Genomic DNA, 20,261 nt, shown 5'->3' on the forward strand with positions numbered 1-20,261 from the left:
TTATTCAACTAATTAAATTATTAGGAGGAAAAGCTGTGTACACAGAAATTTTCAAAGAAATTGTTTCGATTACTCATCACGATTATTCAGGTTGTATAGATAAGAAAGGATGGGACGATCCTACTACATATTTACAGACAGTCGAGAAACTAGAGAAACAAGGAGAACTAACACCAGTACAATTTACTGAAATTGTACGTGATTACTTACTAGATTTTAAAGATAATCATATGTTTTTTAAAGTGCACTCTAACAATCAACCTCTTAACAGTATTGGCTTCCAGGTGAAAAGATACGAAGACCGCCTATATATTACATCCACTTCACATGAAGTAAGAGTGAAAAAAGGACAGTCAATTTTAGCATTAGATAATATGAAAATTCCTGAGCTATTAATAAAATATAAGAAATATTTAAATGAGAATACATATGAACGCGAAAAATGGGATTATGTTTTATTACAATCATCAACTTGTACACTTATAAATGAAGATGGCGTAATCGAAACCATTACTTTACAAAAGTATAAACAAAATGAATACACGCCTATTTATTCATTTAAACAGCATAATAAAGACACACTCTTAATTACTTTGACTGATTTCGCAAATACTGAAGCGATTAATAAATTATTAGACTCACACAAAAATGAGCTTAATTCTTTTCCGAACTTAATTATTGATGTGCGTTTGAATCGTGGTGGAAGTGATGATGCATTTTTTAAATTACTTCCTTACTTATTCGAAGACAAAGAGATCTCCCTTTTAGATTCTTCAGATACAATGCAATTAAATCATACAGAACGAAACTATCAATTACGTATGAAAGACATCGAAATGGAAGATTATGATTCTTTAGACGAACTTTCCAAATTATTCACAGATATATTTATTCAAGATTTAAAAAGGAATTATAAAAAAGGATTCGTTACATTTGATACTTCTGAGTTACCAAAAGAACTTCAATCATTAAAAATACACGGACGAAAATCACCTTGTAGAGTAGTTATATTAACAGATGTTACATGTGGAAGTTCTGGTGATTCTTTTGTAAAAGTTGCAAAAAAATCATTGAAAGTAAAAGTAATAGGTCGTCCTACTGCTGGTTTAAATGATTATTCTAATTTAGCGGTAATGGAATGGGCTGATACATTCGCACTTTACTACCCTACTTCACGGCTCTCTATTATAGATAAAGGCGAAGGAATGTCCGGAATTGGTATACAACCGCATATACATATCCCCTGGACTCCGGAACATATACAGGAAGATGTAGATTTAAAGTTAGCATTACAACTGCTTCAAAATGAAGAATGGTAAAAAAATAAAGGTAGATGTGAATCACACCTACCTTTCCTATTTCATAGCAATCTTTTCTGGCTGAAACCAGATTGGCTTTAATAACTCAAAGTTTTTATGATCCTCTAAAACGATAGTAAGGCGTTCTAACGTATCCTCTAACATATGCGGTGCTGCTCGTAAGGACCACACAACTGATGAGAAAACTGTCATGCCAACGTACACCGCATATAAGTTCCAAAACTCCTCTGGTATTCCCCCATTAAAGTAGCCTTCTATTTGTCCGATTGAATACGGAATACTAATGTCTCTTGCAAATAGTGCAATTTTTACGAAATCATGAAGTGGGTCACCCCAATCATAACCATTAAAATCAACAACACCTACATATTTCGCATCACGTACAATTATATTTTCTAAATGAAAATCATCGTGTTGAAATCGATTTGGGCGGTTCTTTAAATATATTTCATTTTCATCTATAAACTTTATGATTTTATCATCATTTTTTATTTTTATTCCACATGTTTTATATGCCTCTACATATTTTCGATGTTTTTCCATTGCTCTTTCATACCATGGAAGGATATCCTTAGGAGCTTCATATGTATGCATTTTTGCTAAATCTTTTCCTGCTTCTATACCAATATCATATTGTTCTTTTTGTGTATATGTAGGCAATAGCTTCTTCGCATCTTCCCCTTCTAAATATGAAAAAATGCCATAGCATAAACCTTCTTCTGCCAACAAACCCATTTCAATTGGTTTTTGTGCTTGCACACTACGGTTTTGCATTTCATTTAAAATTTGAAACTCTATTTTCTTTCTTTCATACTCTTTTATATCGCCTGTCCGTAATAAATATTTTTCGTTATTCGCACTCGTAATTATATATTTCTTATCCGGTGAGAAACCTTTGGAGATTTCTTCAATATTAACTGCATCTTTTACTATTTGTATATTGTTTTGCCACGCTGTAATTGTTTTCATTTTTATTCCCCTTGCATTTCTACATTTGATGTATACGCTACTTCTACAATAAACCCCTTCGGATCGTAAAAAGAAATGGATTCCTCCAAATTTGCTACCCAAAATTCAATATGCTGAATACCTGCTCAAAGTGTATTCATATTAAGAATACGCCCCTTGTACTACTTGTACAATTTCCATTGGTGTATTGACCATATAATCTGGTGCATCTTTTTTCACTGTTTCAATAACATCATACCCCCAAGATACCCATATTACATTCACCCCAGCCTTTTTACACGCTGCTACGTCTCGCTGTTCGTCACCGACGTATAACATATCTTTCTCTGTTATTTTTTTCGATTTTAAAAATCTTTTTATCATTTTATCTTTACCGAACAAATTTTTAGAACAATATACCTCTTGTATATTTTCTATATCATTATTGTGTAAAAATGCCCGAATATGCTCTTCTGAGTTAGAAGATATAACGGCAATTCCGTATCCTTTTTTATGCAGTTCATCTAATACATCCTTCATCCCATGAAACAAAATAAGATCTTTTATAGCGGGTTGATACAATTTATAAAACTCCAGCGCTAATATCGGTAGTTTATACAATGGTACATCAAGTTGTTTACATCTCTCTGGCATCGTTAATTTACGCAAATACTCAATTTCTTCTTCCCTTACCGTTTTATATCCGTGCTTTTCAGCAATTTGATTATAAATTGGTACAAATATATTTTGTGAATCTACTAATGTGCCATCAAAGTCAAAAACAATATATTTTTGCATTCCCATACTCCCTTACTTCTTTTTTCCTAAACCTATTTTATTCAACAATATAGTTGCCTTACCCTTCTATAAGCATAAAAAAGAACAAGATTTTCTCTTGTTCTTTTTAAGAAAGCCACTTTGGCGGTACATTCGTATTCCAATAAATATTCCCTAATTCATGGTGTCCTGAGTACCCATCATCAAAACGGTGATAGTGGAAATTAAAATAATAACCATCTTGCGGTGGATGATCTCTTCTTACATGAAATCGCAATAAGTCATTTCCTGATTTCGTGTCATACACATGAAAAATCTTTTCATTATTTCCGCCAGCTGGTCTTTGAGAAATTGCTAATGATTGCAATGACTCCTCTGGCACATCACTTGCAAGCTCAGCAATTGCCTCTTCAATTTTCGGTAATATTACATCTTTAAACTCATCTTCAATTACTGGACCAATTTTAGTGCCAAACTTTTGCATCGACTGCTTCTCTGCTTCTTGCATTGCGTACGTAATAAAAGTATCAGTGGTTAACCTGTCATTCGTTTCTTCATATGTATAGGACGTACTCTCCAAATTTTGTTGCCCAGCTGTGCTCGTAGGCTTGTCCGCAGCTTTGGCATTATCAAGCAATATGGAAGGAGGCGTCACTAAACCAAATGTAAATACGGTAATTAATGCGACTAAGGTTTTTCTAAACCAATTTGGCATGTATGTTCCCTCCCCTTTCACTCATTATGTTTTATATAACGGTTGTACCTTCTATTATACAAAATGATTGTAATTTTTGCACTTTACAATTTTGTTAACGTTCACATATTTTTCACTTGAATATGAAATTGTAAGATTTCATACAATATAAATACAACAACAATGAGGAGGCAATCAGATGACTTTAGATGTCATGTATTCCGCCGCAAGCATACTCGTTTTAGTATATTTCCTTTATCAATGTGTAACAGATTAAAAAAAGAGCCATTTTCCGGCTCTTTTTCTATGGTAAAAATACAATCCAACCAATCCATACTATAAAAATAATCCCGGCAATTACAGCTGGTAATAAATAAAAATGAGAAAGTATAACTATTCCATACAAAAGCAGTACTGGAAGTAATAAATAGCGATCTGCCTTCCATCTTAACAGTAGTAATTTTCCTTCATCACAATATAAATGAAGAAACATTTTTTTCGTAAATTCATTCCAATAATCGCGCGCATAACGAGAAATTGCAACTAAAGAAAATACAAGAATAATAGCTACAATCCACCTCGGACTCATGATAATACTTACAGTACTTATACATACAATTTGAATATAAAATATTCGTGCACTACTTGTACGGAAAAATTCTTTTAAAAAGGATTCAACAATACGAGAATCTTTTTTCTTCCCTAAAAACTTTTTAGAACGTGGAAACATCCACGGCTTTTTATTCGAACTACTCGGTTTAGCCGCATGACCACCAACTTGCATAATCCCACTCGTCCAGCGCATACTTTCTTCTTTCTCTTTCTCAACTTCTTTAAAAAAGCAATTTTTATAATTTAGTTTTTCTTTTATTAATACGATGATTAATAAAACTGCTAGACCGATACATAGTATAGAATAAAAGGAATTTTTATAAATAAGAAACAGACTCAATCCAAAAAAGGATAGACTTATAGAAAATATCACATTTTTTACAATCCATATTAGCCATCGTTTCCCCACACGTATATGAATAAATCTCGTTAACAACGATAACATAAATCGAAATGCAGTAAAGAATAGCCAAAATAATATGATTTGTACCTGCGCCACTCCAATACTTTTCATCAACACGGGTAACATAGCAACTACTACCACTACATTCGTTATCGCTATTCGAATGAACGTATATGTCATGCCATACTGGATTAACTTTTGCATGTGAGTGGGATAAGAAATTAAAAATAAACTATCCGCTTGTTCAAAAAATGAGCGAACTCCTCTAGAATATGTAATCACATAAAATGCGAGTAGACCTAATCCGAAATAAACTGTCTCTCCCATCGATAATTCTTCCATCCATAGTGAACGATAATAAATCCCTATAAATATAAGTGCAGGAATAATAATATATAGTGCAACCGTCCAATCAGTTATAGAACGTATTGACTTCCATTTACGCCCCAGTTCATGGCGCAATCTTTTATAAAATTGTTGTTTAATCATGCTGTTCACGCCTTACGATTACATCAAAACAGTCTAATAATGAACTCCCTGGCATTTCCGCTAACGTTTGGATAGATTCTAAATGTCCATCTGCGACTAATGTACCTTGTGAAATGAGTAAAAATCTCTCACAAATTCTTTCAGCTGTATCTAATACGTGCGTACAAAGTAAAATTCCTGCGCCACGTTCTTTTTCTTTATATAAATAACTTAAAAACTCTTTCGTAGCTACTGGATCTAAACCGATAAAAGGTTCATCAATGATATAAAAATCTGGTTCAGTTAAAAATGCCAAAATGAGCATCGATTTTTGTTTCATACCTTTTGAAAACTTTGATAAATACTCATGTTTATGTTTATCCATTCGAAACATATGTAATAACTCTTCTGCTTTTCTTTCCCAGCTTCCTACCTCATTCTCGCGAGCAGCCATTAATAGTTCGATATGTTCCCAAAGCGTCAAATAATCATAATATGTCGGGTGTTCCGGCACGTATGCATAAGGATTTTTCTTTTCACCAAATGATATTTCACCATTCATATTTACAAGTAAACCGAGCATCGTTTTAATCGTCGTACTCTTCCCAGCACCATTCGCACCAATAAGTGCAACTAATTCACCTTTTTCAATTGAAAAGGCAATATCATGAATTGTCTTTTCTCCTATATCATATCCGGCAGAGCGGATATTCACTTCTAACATACATTCCCCTTCTTTCCATTTCCAATACAATCAAGGAAAAGAATAACATATAACTATCTATATATCATTATAAAATATTTATTTTCGTTGCAGGAATACATACTTTTTAACAGAATATTTAATGTTTGATTACATTTTATTGGAGTGGATTATATGTCTTTTCAAATTCGTGAAGCTACGATAGGCGATATAGATGCACTTTGTTCTTTAACAACAGAATTAAAGGGTTCCTCTATTTCCTATGAAGATATGAACAACCGATTGCAATTCGTACAAATGAGTCCGTTTGATTTTTTATATGTTTATGAGGAAGAAGAAACCATATGTGGATTACTTGGGTTTCGTATACGTGAAAATCTAGAAGATGTAACTCGTTATGGAGAGATTTCAATTATTAGTGTTGATTCTACAATACGACGGAAAGGCATTGGACAAATATTAATGGATTATGCGGAGCAATTAGCAAAGACACATAATTGTATCGGCACATGGCTAGTCAGTGGAACAAAAAGAGTAGAGGCACATCCTTTTTACAAAAAATTAGGATATGAAGTAAATGGATATCGATTTGTAAAACATTTTTAAACTACTTTTTAATTGAAAGGACTATAACTATGACAAACATCGAAGCAATTTTTATTGATCGTGACGGTACAATTGGTGGTGACACTACAATACATTACCCCGGATCTTTTACATTATTTCCTTTTACAAAAGCAGCTCTGCAAAAACTAAAATCTCAAAATATAAAAATTTTCTCTTTCACAAATCAGCCAGGTATCGCGGATGGGATAGCAACTGTAGCTGATTTTGCACAAGAATTAATAGGTTTCGGCTTTGATGATATTTACGTATGTCCTCACAAACACGGTGATGGTTGTGAATGCCGTAAACCAAGTACAGGTATGCTGCTGCAAGCAGCTGAAAAACATGGGCTTGATTTAAAAAAATGCGCTGTAATTGGTGATCGCTGGACTGATATCGTTGCAGGCGCAACAGTACATGCGACAACGATATTAGTTCGAACAGGCGCTGGATATGATGCTTTACATACGTACCGAGACAAATGGGCACATATTGAACCAAACTACATTGCAGAAAACTTTGAAGATGCTACAAATTGGATTTTAAATCAACTATAATACAAATTAAAAGAGACGTTTTCACAATGAAAACGTCTCTTTTAATCTTATATTTTTTTAAAACGTTAATTCATAATGAAAATAACGATTATCTCTCAAATAACCATTTTCAGCATATAATCGCTGTGCTGATAAATTATCAATCTCCGTTTGTAATTTTACACCTTTTGCACCATTTTCTAATGCAAATTCTTTAGCAGCTTCTAATAATTTTTTACCTGTTCCTGCCCCGCGCTTAGTTGCTTGTACAAATAAATCATTTAAAATCCATAATTCTTTCATCGAAATGGAAGAAAATGATGGATATAATTGTGCGAAGCCAATATATTTGCCGTCTTCAACTGCAACAAAAATAACGGATTCTTTTCTCTCGATTCGACTTCGCAAAAATACTTTTGCTCCTTCTAAATCGGAATCTTGTCTATAAAACATACGATAGTTATTAAAAACTGATGCTAGTCCATCTAAATCTGCAATTGTTGCCTCATATATTCTCATTTTACTCCATTCCCCTTCCAATACTGTCTCATTATATCCGTTGCCCATTTAGGCTGTACAATTTCTTCTTTCGGCATAAACTCTTTCATTATCGGCTTTATATCCAATATAGGTGTGCCATCAATAGCATCTAACCCCTCAACAATAATTGATTTACCTTCTCTTTTGATCACCTTTACAATTGTTGCTCCTATGCGATTCGGACGATTTTTCCCGCGCTGTGCAAAAATGCCTACTTTAGGATAATCATTATTATTTCTAGGATGTCTAGCAAAATATTGAATTTGTTCATCAGTTACTTTATGAAAATAAAAAACAACTTCAATATGAGAAAAATCTTCAATCCCTTGTATACTTTCCTCTGTATACATTTCAGTTACAGTAATACAGGATCTTACTTCTCCCCACTCATCATCTTTTATTTCCTTTCTTTCATTATGTACAAATGCGATTGGTTGAACTGAAAACATACGCATTCCCCCTCAATTGTAACCACTTACATTATAAAATATTTTCTGAATGTTTTCCACAAACTTGAACTAGGTTACATAATATAATTATAATCTATTTTGTAAAGCGAAATTAACTGCTTCAACTGCATGTATATAAGTTGTGTCAAATACCGGAATGGATATGTCTTCCTGTTTTATTAATAACCCTATTTCTGTACAACCTAATATGATTCCTTGTGCCCCTTCTTTTACTAACTCTTCTATAACTCTTTTATAATACTCTCTAGATTGGGATGTTATCTTTCCTAAACACAATTCTTTATATATTACTTCATTTATTTTATCTCTATCCTTTTCTGATGGAACCATTACTTTTATATGATTCTCTTCTATGCGTAACTTATAAAAATCTTGCTCCATTGTATATTTAGTTCCAAGCAAACCAACCCTTTGAATATCTTTCCTTTTAATTTCTTTCGCAGTTGCATCAGCGATATGTAAGACTGGAATATGAATATTCTCCTTTATTTTCTCAACTACTTTATGCATTGTATTTGTGCAAATAATTATAAAATCTGCTCCTCCCCTCTGTAACGAATATGCTGCATTCCCTAATACTTCTCCCGCTCCATTCCAATTTCCGTTAGACTGGAATCGCTCAATCTCTTCAAAGTCCACACTATTAATCATACATTTTGCTGAATGTAACCCTCCTAATCTCTCTTTTATTTCTTCATTTATGATTCGATAATATTCAGAAGTTGATTCCCAACTCATACCACCAATTAAACCTATTGTTTTCATTACACAAACACCCACCTTATACTGTTTTTCAAAAATAATCACAACATTTTATTATGTATATTATACATAATAAAACAAGACTTTATAATATAAAGTCTTGTTTTAACTATTTCCAAGGAAATTTTATAAGAATATTCTGAAATTAATTACCGAATGTTTTTATAGAATCTTCATATTGATAATGAAAACATTCTCGATACAACTGTTTAATTTCATCATATGATGGCACACGTGGATTATTTGCTGGACTTCCACTTTCAATTGCATCTGATGCCATTTTAGAAATAGCTTTTTCAAATTCAACCTCACCAATTCCGTATTCTTTTAAATTTGGAATACGAAGATCAAAACAAAGTTTTTTTATTTCTCCCAGCGTGTAGTCGGCTACTTCTTCATCACAATAGGAATACAAATCTTTATTTAAACAACGACCAATATCCGCTAGTCTTTTTACTGCACTAACTTTTGTATATTCTAAAACTGTAGGTAATAGTATTGCATTCGATATACCATGTGGTACATGAAATAACGCTCCTACCGGCCTTGACATTCCATGAACTAACGTAACAGATGCATTTGAAAATGCGATTCCAGCTTGTAAAGAAGCAATCATCATCGCTTCTCTTGCCTCCATATTCTCTCTATCTTCATATGCACTACGTAAATATTTCATAATACTTTCAATAGCGGAAAGTGCAAGTACATCGGTAAGCGATTGTGAAACTTTAGAAATATATGCTTCGACTGCATGACATAATGCATCTATCCCTGTTGCTGCTGTAATATGAGGTGGTACCGAACGCGTTAAAATTGGGTCAATAATCGCTACTTGCGGTGTGAAATTTGGATGCTTCATCATCATTTTTACATCTGTTCGTTTATTCGTAATTACTGCTACACTTGTTACTTCCGATCCAGTACCAGAAGTTGTTGGGATTGCAATTAGTGGTAGCGGATCTTTGTCTATTTCCATATCTTTTTGGACATAATCTTCCACTTCTCCACCATTTGTATATAACACCGCAACTGCTTTCGCCGCATCAATACAACTTCCACCACCAATACCAATAATAAAATCACACTTTCCTTCTTTACAAATAGTTAACGCTTCTAACACGTGTATATTTGTAGGCTCAGCATTTACTTTATTATATGTAATAACAGTAATACCTTTCGTATTTAATTGTTGCATACACCTCTCAACATATCCTAAATTCTCCATAATTGTATCCGTAACTATAAACGCTCTTTTCCCCAACTTCTTAGATTGTTCCCCCAGCTTTTCTAGCGAATTTCTTCCATATAATACGGACTTCGGCATACGAAACTCAGCAACTTCTTGCAAGTACCCCACCCCTTCTTACCCTAATTAATGTTTTAGTTTATAAAATATCGACTTAATAAATTCCTGTTGCAGTATAGAATGCAATTACTAAAAATACAGCAACCGTTTTCAAAATTGTAATAGCAAATATATCTTTATATGACTGTTTATGTGTTAAACCTGTTACTGTAAGAATAGTAATAATAGCTCCGTTATGTGGTAATGTATCCATTCCTCCCGATGCCATTGACACGATACGGTGCATTACTTCTAATGGAATATCAAATTGATTAGCCGCTGCAATAAACTTATCTCCCATCGCACTTAAAACAATTCCCATTCCTCCTGATGCAGAGCCTGTAATACCGGCTAAAATATTTGTCGTTACTGCTCCATTCACTAGAGGATTTGTGAATGTGGCAGAAATACCATCTCTCATAATCGCGAATCCTGGAAGTGCTGCAATGACACCACCGAATCCAAACTCAGCTCCTGTATTCATCGTTGCAAGTAACGCTCCACCAATACTTGTATTCAATCCAGCTTGAAATCCTGTTACTACTCGTTTCCAATATAATAATAACGTTGTTACAATACCTATAATAAGTGCTAATTCTACTGACCAAATTCCAACTACTGCACTTAATTCTACTTTTCCAAATGCTTTCATGCCAATTGCAGAAAAATCAAAACCATTCGGATACCACTTCGGTATCATAATAGTAAAAACTTTATTCATTACACCTACTAAAATAAGTGGTATAAAAGCAATCACTTGCTGAACTCTTGTAATTTCAATGCTTTTCAGTAATGGCATATCTTTTTGTTCTACTTGCACTTGCAAAGAAGCTGCCATTTCAGTATCCCCATCGTTAAAACCAAAATACCCTTCTCCTGCTGCCTTCGCCTTCTTACGTCTACTCTCTAAATATAGTAATCCTAACGTCAGTACAAAAATTGCCCCTACAATACCCAGTATCGGCGCAGCATAAATGTCCGTTTTAAAAAATGTTGTAGGTATTACGTTTTGAATTTGTGGTGATCCAGGTAGCGCATCCATTGTAAATGTGACCGCTCCAAGTACAATCGTTCCAGGGATTAAACGCTTCGGAATATTCGCTTGTCGAAACAGCTTAGCTGCGAACGGATATACAGCAAACACTACTACGTACACACTAACGCCACTATACGTTAAAATAGCACCCATTAATACAATCGCTAAAATCGTACGTTTTTCACCAACTAACTCTATAATTGTCTTTGCAATCGAGTCTGCAATTCCTGACATTTCTACTACTTTTCCAAATATTGCCCCAAGTAAAAATACAGGGAAATATAGTTTAATAAAACCTACCATTTTCTCCATAAAGATATTCGAAAAGAAAGGTAATACAAAACTAGGCTCTGTTAAAAATACCGCAAATAATGCAAATATCGGTGCAAATAAAATAACAGAAAACCCTCTATATGCTACAAACATAAGTAAACTAAGTGCTAATAATATAATAACTAGCTCCAATCATACCCCTCCTTTAAACTGAAAATTCAAACTTTTATTGATAAACTTCTACTAATCTTTTATTTCTGACATCCCTCCTCTTATTCATACAAATTTTTCATGCTAAAAATGTCTAATTATAAGTATTCGATTACATATGAAAAATCCCTTTAAACATAAAGTGAAACTTTAATCAGTGGGGGTTTTGTACATCCCCCACTGATTATTAGTTGAACCAATCGGACGTTTACGGACAGTTGATCTCCCACCTAACTTCTTTGCTCCAACTGAATTTTGAGGTGGGAGTTTTACTGTCCGTTAACGCGGGATAAACGATTTCATCGTCATACGTTATAAAGGGATTTTTAGTCTCTATGTTTACTGCTTTATCAAACTATTTTCTAAACAAAAATGATGTAGTTCTTTTACATCCTTTACTATATGAGTCGCACCAACTTCAGTCAATTCTGTTTTACTACCATAACCGTATAAAACACCAATTGAAGCAATCTTATTATGATTCGCACCGATTATATCGTGCTTTCTATCTCCAATCATAACAATGTCTTCTTTATTAAATTCTTCATTTGTTTGTAAAATATGAGCAATGATTTCTTCTTTCGTTATTCTTGTACCATCTAAATTACTTCCAATGATACTTTCGAAATAATTCGTTAGTTGAAAATGATCTAGTACTTGTTTTGCAAATACAGTAGGTTTTGAAGTTGCTATAAATAAATGATTTCCGGTATCTTTTAATTGTTTTAAGAGATTTGGAATACCCTCGTAAACATTATTTTCTAACAATCCACGCTGCTTTACATACTCTCTGAAATAAAAAACAGCTCGTTCAACTTCTCCTTCGTTCATATTGTATCTCTCTACGAATGATTGCTGGATGGGTGGACCAATAAATGAATCTAACTCGCTTACATGTAATTCTTCAATTCCAACCTTTTTTAATGCATATAATACTGAATTTATAATTCCTTCTTTCGGATCCGTCAAGGTTCCATCTAAGTCAAATAGAAATGTTGTGTACAAATTTAATCCCCCGCTCCTATTTACTTTGCATATTATATAGAAGGCTTTTTCATGCCTACCTTTTACTATACTATCATTATTTATCTTTTCGGAAATTTCTTATTCTATGTCACATACGTTCAGTTACAAAATGGAATACATATGATAAAGTAAAAAGGTTATAATTATTTTAATAGAAACTGGTGAATCTAATGTCAATAACCTTAATTGTTATAATGGTTTTCACAATTGTTATTCACGCGGTTGAAACAAGCTCTTATAGTATTCGATTAGCTGGAGTGCGTTTAAAGAGAATTGCTGTTGCTTTGTCTGTCGTAGGCATGGTGTTACTTATATCAAGAACATCTAACATGCTACAAGCCTTTTTAATCGGCGGGATTGTCGATGAGGCAAAACGAGACGCTTCCATTAATTTAGAACATACTATACGGCTCGTTCTATTATCCGCTTCTGTCGGTACTTTACTTGCAATTATACTGTATCCAACTTTGACCAAATTATTTGGATACGTCATTCAAAACTTTGAAACAGATGGTTCTTTCATTCGAATGATGAAAACAAATAACATTCAAAAATTAAAGTACACAAGAAAATACGTACGCTTTCCAAAATTAGAAATGATTCATAGACTGCGTATCGGTGGTATTCCAAAACGTATTATGCTTATTAACATGTTTGCTACTGCAATTTATACAGCTGGTGTTCTTTCAGCCCTATACGCTTCTTTTTTACTTCCAGCTTACGCAACAAAAGCTACTACAACTTCTGGCCTTATTAATGGTTTTGCTACTATTTTATTAACAGTGCTGCTCGATCCACGTATCGCTCTTTTAACAGAGCGAGCTCTTCAATCAGAAGAAGGTGCAGAAGCAATGAGTAAAATGTATGGTTGGCTAATGATTTCTAGACTTTTTGGTACGTTATTAGCACAACTGTTATTCATACCAGGTGCTTACTGGATCACATGGATTATTAAACTGATGAATTAGTCCTCTATAAAAATAGTAGGTGGGATAACAAATGACTATACAAACAGAGCAAGATATAATTCGCTTAATCGAAAACGACGAATGGATGATGGATATATTACAAATGGCAAAATCACTAGAGCTACCAGATTGGTGGATTTGCGCCGGATTTGTTCGCTCTAAAGTTTGGGATACTTTACATGACTACGAAATACGAACGGCTACACCAGATATTGATGTCATTTATTTTGATCAATTACATACAGATGAGGTATATGAGCAATCACTAGAGAAAGCACTGGTAAATATGGATGCTTCTATACCTTGGTCGGTAAAAAATCAAGCTCGTATGCATGTAGTGAATAATATGCCACCGTACTCTTCTTCCGTTGATGCTATTTCTAGGTTTCCTGAAACAGCGACCGCTTTAGGAGTTACGCTTGACGAACTAAACAACGTCATATTAACAGCCCCATGTGGTATTGAAGATGTTCTTTCCTTACAAGTGAGGCCAACAACTCATTTTCTTGAAACAAAAGAACGTATACATATGTACAAAAACAGAGTTATTAAAAAGAATTGGCAAAGTAAATGGCCAAACATAACAATCACATATCCAGAAATTTAGAAAGGGTGCTTCTCATTTATAGAAGCACCCTTTTCTTCATTTCAAAAAATGCATGACTGTTTCTGCAAATCTATCTGCTTCCTCATAATGCGGTGTATGACCACTCTCTTCGAATACAATACAATCCCCATTTTGAGCATCTTTATTAAATATTTCAATTTGTTTTTCACACGTTACTGCATCGTGTTTTCCTACAATTAATAACATTGGATTTTGTATATCTTTTATTTTTTGTAATAATGAAGTATGAACTGCTCCTTCTACTTTTAATCTATCAAAATGAATTTTGGAGCGATTTGAAAATACTTCCCACTCTTCATCACTATACAAACTCTCGTCTGTCACATCTTCCTTATAATTGTAAATCCCCATTCTATTTTCTTCTAATTCATTGCTTAGTCTTATATAAGCATCTAGCAACTCTTCTGAAGTAGCATTGCTAGATGAATAAGCGATGGACTCTTCTGCTACTTCTTCTTTTCCATACTTTTTTAATAAATGCCCTGTCTTTTGTAACAAAGCTCTACTTGTTAATGCAAAATCGAAAGTTGGCGCTTCAAATATGATTTTCTCTATTGAACTTGGATATATCGAAGCATATAACAATGCTACATATCCACCGAAAGAATGTCCAATGACAGACCATTTCTCAATTTGTAATACTTTTTTTAGTTCCTCACAGTCTTCAATCAAATCATTTAATCCAAAAGCTTCGTCCTCAGTAATTTCTTCTGAGCGACAAACACCTCTTTGATCTATCATTATTACATATAAAGCATCTTTTAAACGTTCCGCTTGATGAAATGAAAAATTATAGCAACTTTCTCCTGGTCCACCATGCAAGTATAGGACTGGTTTATTTTTAAGATTTCCATACGTTTCAACGTATAGCTTTTTCCCTCTAATGTTCATGTATTTCCCTGTTCCCATCAAATTCGCCTTTATAATCATCACCTTCTTTTTTACTGAATATTATAACATCCTAGATTAAATAATCCCTATTACATTTAAAAAGACGATGATTATTGCAAGTGGCGCTACAAATCGAAGTAAAAACGCCCAACAAGTAAATACTTTCTTTCCATAATTTCCACCTACAAAAAACTCTGCTTCTAGCACCTTCTTTTCCATTTTGAATGAAACGAAAATACTAATAAATAGTGCTCCAAGTGGCATTAATATATTACTAGATAAGAAGTCTACTGCATCAAAAATATTCTTTCCGAAAATCGTAATATCACTCCATATTCCAAATGATAACGCGGATGGTATACCTACTAAGAAAATGCCGAAACCGATTATCCATGATAATTTCGTTCTCTTTTCTTGGTCACCATTTGCTAATGCTGAAACAACTGTCTCTAGTAGAGAAAATGCCGATGTTAATGTTGCAAATGTAAATAGTGCAAGAAATACTGTTAAGAACAACCCACCGAATGGAATTTGACTAAATACAGATGGTAATACGATAAATAGTAATCCAGGACCTTCTGTCGGCTCCATTCCTAATGAAAATACGGCCGGAAAGATAGCAAGACCTGCAAATAATGAAACAAATAAATTCAATCCAACAATTGTAACTGCTGATTTTGGTAAACTTTCTTTTTTATTTAAATACGAGCTATAGGTAACCATAATCGAAATCCCGATACTAATCGCAAAAAATGATTGTCCCATCGCGAATAAAATACTTTCTGAAGTAATCTTTGAGAAGTCTGGTTGTAAGAAAAACTTCACACCTTGTATTGCATTATCAAGTGTTAATGAACGAATAATAAGAGCAACAAATAAAACGAACAATGCTGGCAACATATATTTACTTGCTTTTTCAATTCCATTTTGTACACCCTTTGATACAACCCAAATCGTAATGAACATAAAAGCGAAATGTCCCATAATCGCCCAAGCGGGATTTCCAATTGTTTCAGTAAATAATGCTCCATAATTTTGTCCCGGAGTAATAAGTTGTCCCGTTACTCCTCTGAATAAATAAATTAACACCCATCCACCTACAACACTATAAAACGAAAGTAGTATAAAACAAGTTCCAACGCCAAGGCGTCCAATCCAGTGCCATCCTGTATTAGGTGCGATACTTTTAAATGCTCCAACTGCTTGTTTCTGCGTACTGCGTCCAATCATAAATTCAGCTATAAGTAGTGGTAGTCCAATTAATACAGTAAATAATATAAAGATTAAAAAGAATGCTCCTCCCCCACTCTTCCCAGCGATATAAGGAAACTTCCATATTGCGCCAAGTCCAATTGCTGATCCTGCTGCAGCCATTATAAAACCTAATTTCGAAGTCCATTGCTCCGTCTGTTTCATCTTATTTTCCTCCTAGTTAAATTACTTTATATAAATAATTAAATCTTTTAAACCAATCCGAATAAAACCTCCATTTCTATTTCCATAAAATAAAAAAATGGCTCAACGTCTCTATATAAAGAGACGCTAAGCCATTTACTTAACGCGGTACCACCCTTATTGATTCCATTATGAATCCACCTTAGTAGTAATCGTTTGATTACAAACCTAATATCGAAGGTTAACCGTTAAGATTTACTAAGAATGTGATTCCGTTCCACCTTACTGCTCCTAGGCGAGTTCAGGATGTCATTTGACTATGTCACACCAACCCATAGCTCTCTGTACAAATATACGACCTTACTACTCCTATTCAACACATTTTAATATTTAGAATATATTTTCTTTTGAAATTAATATGAAGTATATCGGTTATATTTATAACTGTCAAGGGCTATATGAAAATTTGATGAGAAACCTCTTTTATTTTTTCATTATCCTTCGTCATCATCACCGTGATCATCACCGTGATCATCAGTACCTTCTTCTTGATCATCGTCATCTTGTTGTTGAGATGACTCCTTTTGCTGAATAGCATTATTTACTGCTGTAGTAGACATGACTTCACCTGTTATTGTATGTACTCTTACATCAACCGTTTCTGTTTGTTTTTTTATTATAATTTGGTAGGTAGACGTACCATTTATATTGACTACACTTACCTTCTCGATAAAACCGCCTGGTACTTTTTGTAACGCAACTTCTTTCGCCTGCTCTTCTGTAACGACTTTTTGTATTTGTGAAGTACCAATAAAAGCACCCGTCGCTTCTTCAATTTCTACCATTACATTCTCATTCGCACTTTTCTCTATCTCTATTACATAGACATTTTTTTCGTTCTTTTTCTCTAGTCTTATCCCTTTCACATTCCCTTGTACTTGCTGCACTGCAATCTCTTTTGCTTGCTGCTCTGTAACTTTTGTCGTTTGTTTCTGTAACAATTGAATTTTGCCAGTTGTTTTTTCAATCTCAACTAATGTACTTTGAGCAACATTTGTTTCTATCGTTATAACAAATACTTCTATCCCATTTCTTTTTTCTAATATAGTTTGTTTAATGATCCCCTGTACTTTCTGAAGTGCCATTTCTTCCGCTTTTTCTTTCGTTATTGTATTACTTTTTAATGATATTTCTTTTGCACGTTTTATGTTACCACTTTGAGCATCTACTATTATTTCATATGAGCCTTTTTCATTTGAAAGATTTACCTTATATACATCTTGTTCCCCTTTGTTTACTAATTTCATATTTTTTATTTTTCCAGGATACTGTTCAGACACAATATTCTGAATTTGTTTTTCAGATAATATGTTTTCTCCTTGCTTAAAAACAATACGTTGTGATACAAAAGCCACACTTACAAGCACAAAACAAAGTAACAATGCAACCTTCCATTTCTTTTTCATTTTCAAGCTCCTATCTCTTTATAAAAAACGAGGCAAATATACGGTAACTTTCGTCCATTTTCCCTCTTCACTTTCCAGTTGTATATTCCCTTCATGAGCATCAATAATTTGTTTCGCAATCGACAATCCTAGACCTGTTCCTCCTGTTTCTCTACTCCTCGCTTTATCCACTCGAAAAAAGCGATCAAACACTTTCTGTATATCCTCCTTAGGAATTCCCATACCGTAATCTTGAATAGAAAAAAAGACTCTTTCTTTTTGTATTCCTACTATCATATCGATTGAATCTTTACTGTATTTCATTGCGTTATCCAATAATACTACTAATACTTGTTTTATTTTTTGTTCATCAATATTTACAACAATCTTTTCTTCCTTTGTAATAACACGAAAATCCCGATTATATGTTTTTTCTAGTTGTTCCGCAGTCAACTTGCATAAACGAACTACATCTGATTCTTTCGTTTCCAACTTCCACCCCGCACTACTGTTGGCAAGCAGTAACATTTGATTTGTCATACCTTTCATTCTTACTGCCTCGGAGTATATCGCTTCTACAGATTCCTCTAAAACATCTTGTTTTTTCATTCCCCATCTTTTTAATAATTTTGCATAACTTTCAATAACTGTTAACGGTGTTCTCAATTCATGTGAAGCATCTGAAACGAACTGCTGTTGTTTTTCAAAGTTTTGATGTAATAAATCTATCATTTTATTAAATGTCGTTCCCATTTTGTACAATTCATCTTTTGATTTTTTTTCTAGCGATATCTTTTTGAATATCCCTCTATCTTGTATATGTTCCATTGTTTGTATTAAAGAGTTTACAGGTTTTAAAATGAGTTTACTTAACATTCTTCCCGCAAAAAAAGACGGAATTAAAACGAAAAGTGAAGCAATAACTAATACATTTTTTAACATATTTAAATTCTCTTGCAAACTATCTAAACGTTCTGTCATTTCTAACGAAACGATTTTCCCATCATTCCAAATAATTGGCATTTTTATATAAGCGAATTTCCCACCATTCTTCTCATAAATTCCCGCCGATTCTTTTCTTTCAAATTTCGTATTTACTGCTGGGATTGGTTTTGTACTATCCACTTCTTGTCTAATCATTACATTTGAATTTTCATTAATAACTCTAATCATACCGTTTGAAGGTAAGTATGGTTGTAGTAGATTTACTGCGTCTATTTCTTTGGCTGATTCCGCATTCATTCCTTCTATAATATGTACTGCCTCACGTTTTAATCGTTCTAACTCTCCGTTCGTTGTAACTTTATAAAACAAAAAGTATATAGAACTATTAATAAGTAACAAAATAAGTAGTAACCATACTGTAGAGAATAAATATATTTTATTTTTAATTTTCATATACTACACCTTTAAGACATACCCAACACCTCTAACAGTGTGAATAAGTGGTACGTCCACATTACAATCTACTTTTTTACGTAAATATCGAATATACACATCGACAACATTTGTATCACCATAATAATCAAATCCCCAAACATTCGTTACGATCTGTTCTCGATTTAACACTTGATTTTCATGCTTCATTAAAAATAGTAATAAATCAAACTCACGTGGTGTTAATTCCACTAAATGATTCCCTCTTTTCACTTCTCGTGTTTTCTCGTCTAAATATAAATCTGCAATTTGATAACTACTATTTTCCTCTTCTTTTCTTACGTTTGAAATTCTTAAACATGCACGAATTCTCGCTAAAAGTTCTTCTATTTGAAATGGCTTTGTAATATAATCACTTGCTCCTTGATCTAAGCCACTTACTTTATCAACAACTGAGTCACGAGCGGTTAATAAAATAATAGGTATTGCAGCATTTTTCAAACGTATCCTTCGAAGTACTTCTAACCCACTTATATTTGGAAGCATTACATCAAGTAAAATTAAATCCCATTTACCAGCTTGAAACTTTTCCATTGCCTCTGTTCCTGTTTTAGCAATCTCACTTTCATATCCTTCAAACTCTAATTCTAACTGCACGACACGCGCAATTTTTTCTTCATCCTCAACAATTAAAATCCTTTCTCCCATAAAAGCCTCCCACATTATATAATCTTTTCATACCATTTCAGTATAACAAGTAAGACTTTCCTCCAAAAGAAATAATACCCAATATTCTTTTCGACTTAATGAAAAAATCAGGAATGAATTA

The 20,261-nt window shown here is 33.4% G+C and carries 21 protein-coding genes, 1 pseudogene and 1 other annotated feature; of the genes and pseudogenes, 5 read left to right on the forward strand and 17 right to left on the reverse strand.

Annotated features, from left to right (window positions below):
* Positions 1–35 precede the first annotated feature (35 nt).
* The gene (locus tag JDS82_RS16175) at positions 36–1,319 is read left to right on the forward strand and encodes a S41 family peptidase (RefSeq protein ID WP_000287825.1); all 1,284 of its coding nucleotides are present in this window, start codon (positions 36–38) and stop codon (positions 1,317–1,319) included.
* Between the two features lie 36 nt (positions 1,320–1,355).
* Here JDS82_RS16175 and JDS82_RS16180 read toward each other — a convergent pair whose 3' ends face one another.
* From JDS82_RS16180 to JDS82_RS16205, 6 genes and pseudogenes are all read right to left on the reverse strand, one after another.
* Positions 1,356–2,288, reverse strand: a complete 933-nt coding sequence (locus JDS82_RS16180) for an aminoglycoside phosphotransferase family protein (RefSeq protein ID WP_098058080.1) — start codon at positions 2,286–2,288, stop codon at positions 1,356–1,358.
* Positions 2,289–2,293: 5 nt separating this feature from the next.
* Positions 2,294–2,407, reverse strand: a pseudogene (locus JDS82_RS30375) (aminoglycoside phosphotransferase); the annotation flags it as partial.
* Positions 2,408–2,429: 22 nt separating this feature from the next.
* A complete protein-coding gene (locus tag JDS82_RS16190) occupies positions 2,430–3,065 on the reverse strand; it encodes an HAD family hydrolase (RefSeq protein ID WP_046955676.1) in 636 nt (211 codons plus the stop codon).
* A 106-nt stretch (positions 3,066–3,171) separates the two neighbouring features.
* Positions 3,172–3,759 carry a YpjP family protein gene (locus JDS82_RS16195; protein ID WP_001134419.1) on the reverse strand — a complete coding sequence of 196 codons (588 nt, stop codon included), beginning with the start codon at positions 3,757–3,759 and terminating at the stop codon, positions 3,172–3,174.
* Between the two features lie 283 nt (positions 3,760–4,042).
* Complete coding sequence (locus JDS82_RS16200; protein WP_000595453.1) at positions 4,043–5,242, reverse strand: ABC transporter permease; 1,200 nt, start codon at positions 5,240–5,242, stop codon at positions 4,043–4,045.
* Complete coding sequence (locus JDS82_RS16205) at positions 5,235–5,945, reverse strand: ABC transporter ATP-binding protein (RefSeq protein WP_000895230.1); 711 nt, start codon at positions 5,943–5,945, stop codon at positions 5,235–5,237. Before JDS82_RS16205 ends, JDS82_RS16200 begins: the two co-directional genes overlap by 8 nt.
* A gap of 153 nt (positions 5,946–6,098) precedes the next feature.
* Here JDS82_RS16205 and JDS82_RS16210 point away from each other — a divergent pair, with 153 nt between their 5' ends.
* Positions 6,099–6,530 (forward strand): GNAT family N-acetyltransferase, encoded by a 432-nt coding sequence (locus JDS82_RS16210; protein WP_000009790.1) that lies wholly within the window; start codon positions 6,099–6,101, stop codon positions 6,528–6,530.
* Positions 6,531–6,559: 29 nt separating this feature from the next.
* The gene (locus JDS82_RS16215; RefSeq protein WP_000181713.1) at positions 6,560–7,087 is read left to right on the forward strand and encodes an HAD-IIIA family hydrolase; all 528 of its coding nucleotides are present in this window, start codon (positions 6,560–6,562) and stop codon (positions 7,085–7,087) included.
* 57 nt (positions 7,088–7,144) lie between these two features.
* Here the strand turns inward: JDS82_RS16215 and JDS82_RS16220 are convergent, their stop codons facing one another.
* The 6 genes from JDS82_RS16220 to JDS82_RS16245 all read right to left on the reverse strand — a co-directional run bounded on the left by JDS82_RS16220 (position 7,145) and on the right by JDS82_RS16245 (position 12,707).
* Positions 7,145–7,585: a GNAT family N-acetyltransferase gene (locus JDS82_RS16220; protein WP_199713584.1), complete on the reverse strand. Its 441-nt coding sequence runs from the start codon at positions 7,583–7,585 to the stop codon at positions 7,145–7,147.
* Entirely contained in the window at positions 7,582–8,055 is a 474-nt protein-coding gene (locus tag JDS82_RS16225) for an SAM-dependent methyltransferase (RefSeq protein ID WP_000493248.1), read from the reverse strand. Before JDS82_RS16225 ends, JDS82_RS16220 begins: the two co-directional genes overlap by 4 nt.
* 87 nt (positions 8,056–8,142) lie before the next feature.
* A complete protein-coding gene (locus JDS82_RS16230) occupies positions 8,143–8,841 on the reverse strand; it encodes an aspartate/glutamate racemase family protein (protein ID WP_048566485.1) in 699 nt (232 codons plus the stop codon).
* Positions 8,842–8,983: 142 nt separating this feature from the next.
* Complete coding sequence (gene eutG / locus JDS82_RS16235; protein WP_001158512.1) at positions 8,984–10,186, reverse strand: alcohol dehydrogenase EutG; 1,203 nt, start codon at positions 10,184–10,186, stop codon at positions 8,984–8,986.
* A gap of 52 nt (positions 10,187–10,238) precedes the next feature.
* Positions 10,239–11,684, reverse strand: a complete 1,446-nt coding sequence (locus tag JDS82_RS16240; RefSeq protein ID WP_000424302.1) for a GntP family permease — start codon at positions 11,682–11,684, stop codon at positions 10,239–10,241.
* Between the two features lie 357 nt (positions 11,685–12,041).
* Positions 12,042–12,707 (reverse strand): HAD family hydrolase, encoded by a 666-nt coding sequence (locus JDS82_RS16245; protein ID WP_199713585.1) that lies wholly within the window; start codon positions 12,705–12,707, stop codon positions 12,042–12,044.
* Positions 12,708–12,898: 191 nt separating this feature from the next.
* Here JDS82_RS16245 and JDS82_RS16250 point away from each other — a divergent pair, with 191 nt between their 5' ends.
* Both JDS82_RS16250 and JDS82_RS16255 read left to right on the forward strand, forming a co-directional pair.
* The gene (locus tag JDS82_RS16250) at positions 12,899–13,696 is read left to right on the forward strand and encodes a lipid II flippase Amj family protein (RefSeq protein ID WP_199713586.1); all 798 of its coding nucleotides are present in this window, start codon (positions 12,899–12,901) and stop codon (positions 13,694–13,696) included.
* Positions 13,697–13,727: 31 nt separating this feature from the next.
* Positions 13,728–14,303 (forward strand): nucleotidyltransferase family protein, encoded by a 576-nt coding sequence (locus JDS82_RS16255; RefSeq protein WP_000155283.1) that lies wholly within the window; start codon positions 13,728–13,730, stop codon positions 14,301–14,303.
* 36 nt (positions 14,304–14,339) lie between these two features.
* On the opposite strand, the gene JDS82_RS16260 is transcribed toward JDS82_RS16255, so the two are convergent.
* The 5 genes from JDS82_RS16260 to JDS82_RS16280 all read right to left on the reverse strand — a co-directional run bounded on the left by JDS82_RS16260 (position 14,340) and on the right by JDS82_RS16280 (position 20,140).
* Entirely contained in the window at positions 14,340–15,254 is a 915-nt protein-coding gene (locus JDS82_RS16260) for an alpha/beta fold hydrolase (RefSeq protein WP_199713587.1), read from the reverse strand.
* Between the two features lie 36 nt (positions 15,255–15,290).
* A complete protein-coding gene (locus tag JDS82_RS16265; protein WP_076537359.1) occupies positions 15,291–16,631 on the reverse strand; it encodes a sodium-dependent transporter in 1,341 nt (446 codons plus the stop codon).
* 116 nt (positions 16,632–16,747) lie between these two features.
* Positions 16,748–16,996 (reverse strand) — a binding site (T-box leader).
* Between the two features lie 108 nt (positions 16,997–17,104).
* Positions 17,105–18,076: a PepSY domain-containing protein gene (locus JDS82_RS16270; RefSeq protein ID WP_199713588.1), complete on the reverse strand. Its 972-nt coding sequence runs from the start codon at positions 18,074–18,076 to the stop codon at positions 17,105–17,107.
* Positions 18,077–18,094: 18 nt separating this feature from the next.
* Positions 18,095–19,453: a HAMP domain-containing sensor histidine kinase gene (locus tag JDS82_RS16275; protein WP_199713589.1), complete on the reverse strand. Its 1,359-nt coding sequence runs from the start codon at positions 19,451–19,453 to the stop codon at positions 18,095–18,097.
* Between the two features lie 3 nt (positions 19,454–19,456).
* Positions 19,457–20,140 (reverse strand): response regulator transcription factor, encoded by a 684-nt coding sequence (locus JDS82_RS16280; protein ID WP_048560534.1) that lies wholly within the window; start codon positions 20,138–20,140, stop codon positions 19,457–19,459.
* Between the last annotated feature and the right edge of the window lie 121 nt (positions 20,141–20,261).

The organism is Bacillus cereus group sp. N14 (genome assembly GCF_016483555.1).
In the GTDB taxonomy this organism is placed as follows: Bacteria; Bacillota; Bacilli; order Bacillales; family Bacillaceae_G; genus Bacillus_A; species Bacillus_A wiedmannii.

Bases quoted from the DNA above. Each gene is read 5' to 3' on its own strand.
- JDS82_RS16180 (WP_098058080.1), bottom strand. From the start codon at position 2,288: ATGAAAACAATTACAGCGTGGCAAAACAATATACAAATAGTAAAAGAT.
- JDS82_RS16190 (WP_046955676.1), bottom strand. From the start codon at position 3,065: ATGCAAAAATATATTGTTTTTGACTTTGATGGCACATTAGTAGATTCA.
- JDS82_RS16195 (WP_001134419.1), bottom strand. From the start codon at position 3,759: ATGCCAAATTGGTTTAGAAAAACCTTAGTCGCATTAATTACCGTATTT.
- JDS82_RS16200 (WP_000595453.1), bottom strand. From the start codon at position 5,242: ATGATTAAACAACAATTTTATAAAAGATTGCGCCATGAACTGGGGCGT.
- JDS82_RS16205 (WP_000895230.1), bottom strand. From the start codon at position 5,945: ATGTTAGAAGTGAATATCCGCTCTGCCGGATATGATATAGGAGAAAAG.
- JDS82_RS16210 (WP_000009790.1), top strand. From the start codon at position 6,099: ATGTCTTTTCAAATTCGTGAAGCTACGATAGGCGATATAGATGCACTT.
- JDS82_RS16215 (WP_000181713.1), top strand. From the start codon at position 6,560: ATGACAAACATCGAAGCAATTTTTATTGATCGTGACGGTACAATTGGT.
- JDS82_RS16220 (WP_199713584.1), bottom strand. From the start codon at position 7,585: ATGAGAATATATGAGGCAACAATTGCAGATTTAGATGGACTAGCATCA.
- JDS82_RS16225 (WP_000493248.1), bottom strand. From the start codon at position 8,055: ATGTTTTCAGTTCAACCAATCGCATTTGTACATAATGAAAGAAAGGAA.
- JDS82_RS16230 (WP_048566485.1), bottom strand. From the start codon at position 8,841: ATGAAAACAATAGGTTTAATTGGTGGTATGAGTTGGGAATCAACTTCT.
- JDS82_RS16250 (WP_199713586.1), top strand. From the start codon at position 12,899: ATGTCAATAACCTTAATTGTTATAATGGTTTTCACAATTGTTATTCAC.
- JDS82_RS16255 (WP_000155283.1), top strand. From the start codon at position 13,728: ATGACTATACAAACAGAGCAAGATATAATTCGCTTAATCGAAAACGAC.
- JDS82_RS16260 (WP_199713587.1), bottom strand. From the start codon at position 15,254: ATGATTATAAAGGCGAATTTGATGGGAACAGGGAAATACATGAACATT.
- JDS82_RS16265 (WP_076537359.1), bottom strand. From the start codon at position 16,631: ATGAAACAGACGGAGCAATGGACTTCGAAATTAGGTTTTATAATGGCT.
- JDS82_RS16270 (WP_199713588.1), bottom strand. From the start codon at position 18,076: ATGAAAAAGAAATGGAAGGTTGCATTGTTACTTTGTTTTGTGCTTGTA.
- JDS82_RS16275 (WP_199713589.1), bottom strand. From the start codon at position 19,453: ATGAAAATTAAAAATAAAATATATTTATTCTCTACAGTATGGTTACTA.
- JDS82_RS16280 (WP_048560534.1), bottom strand. From the start codon at position 20,140: ATGGGAGAAAGGATTTTAATTGTTGAGGATGAAGAAAAAATTGCGCGT.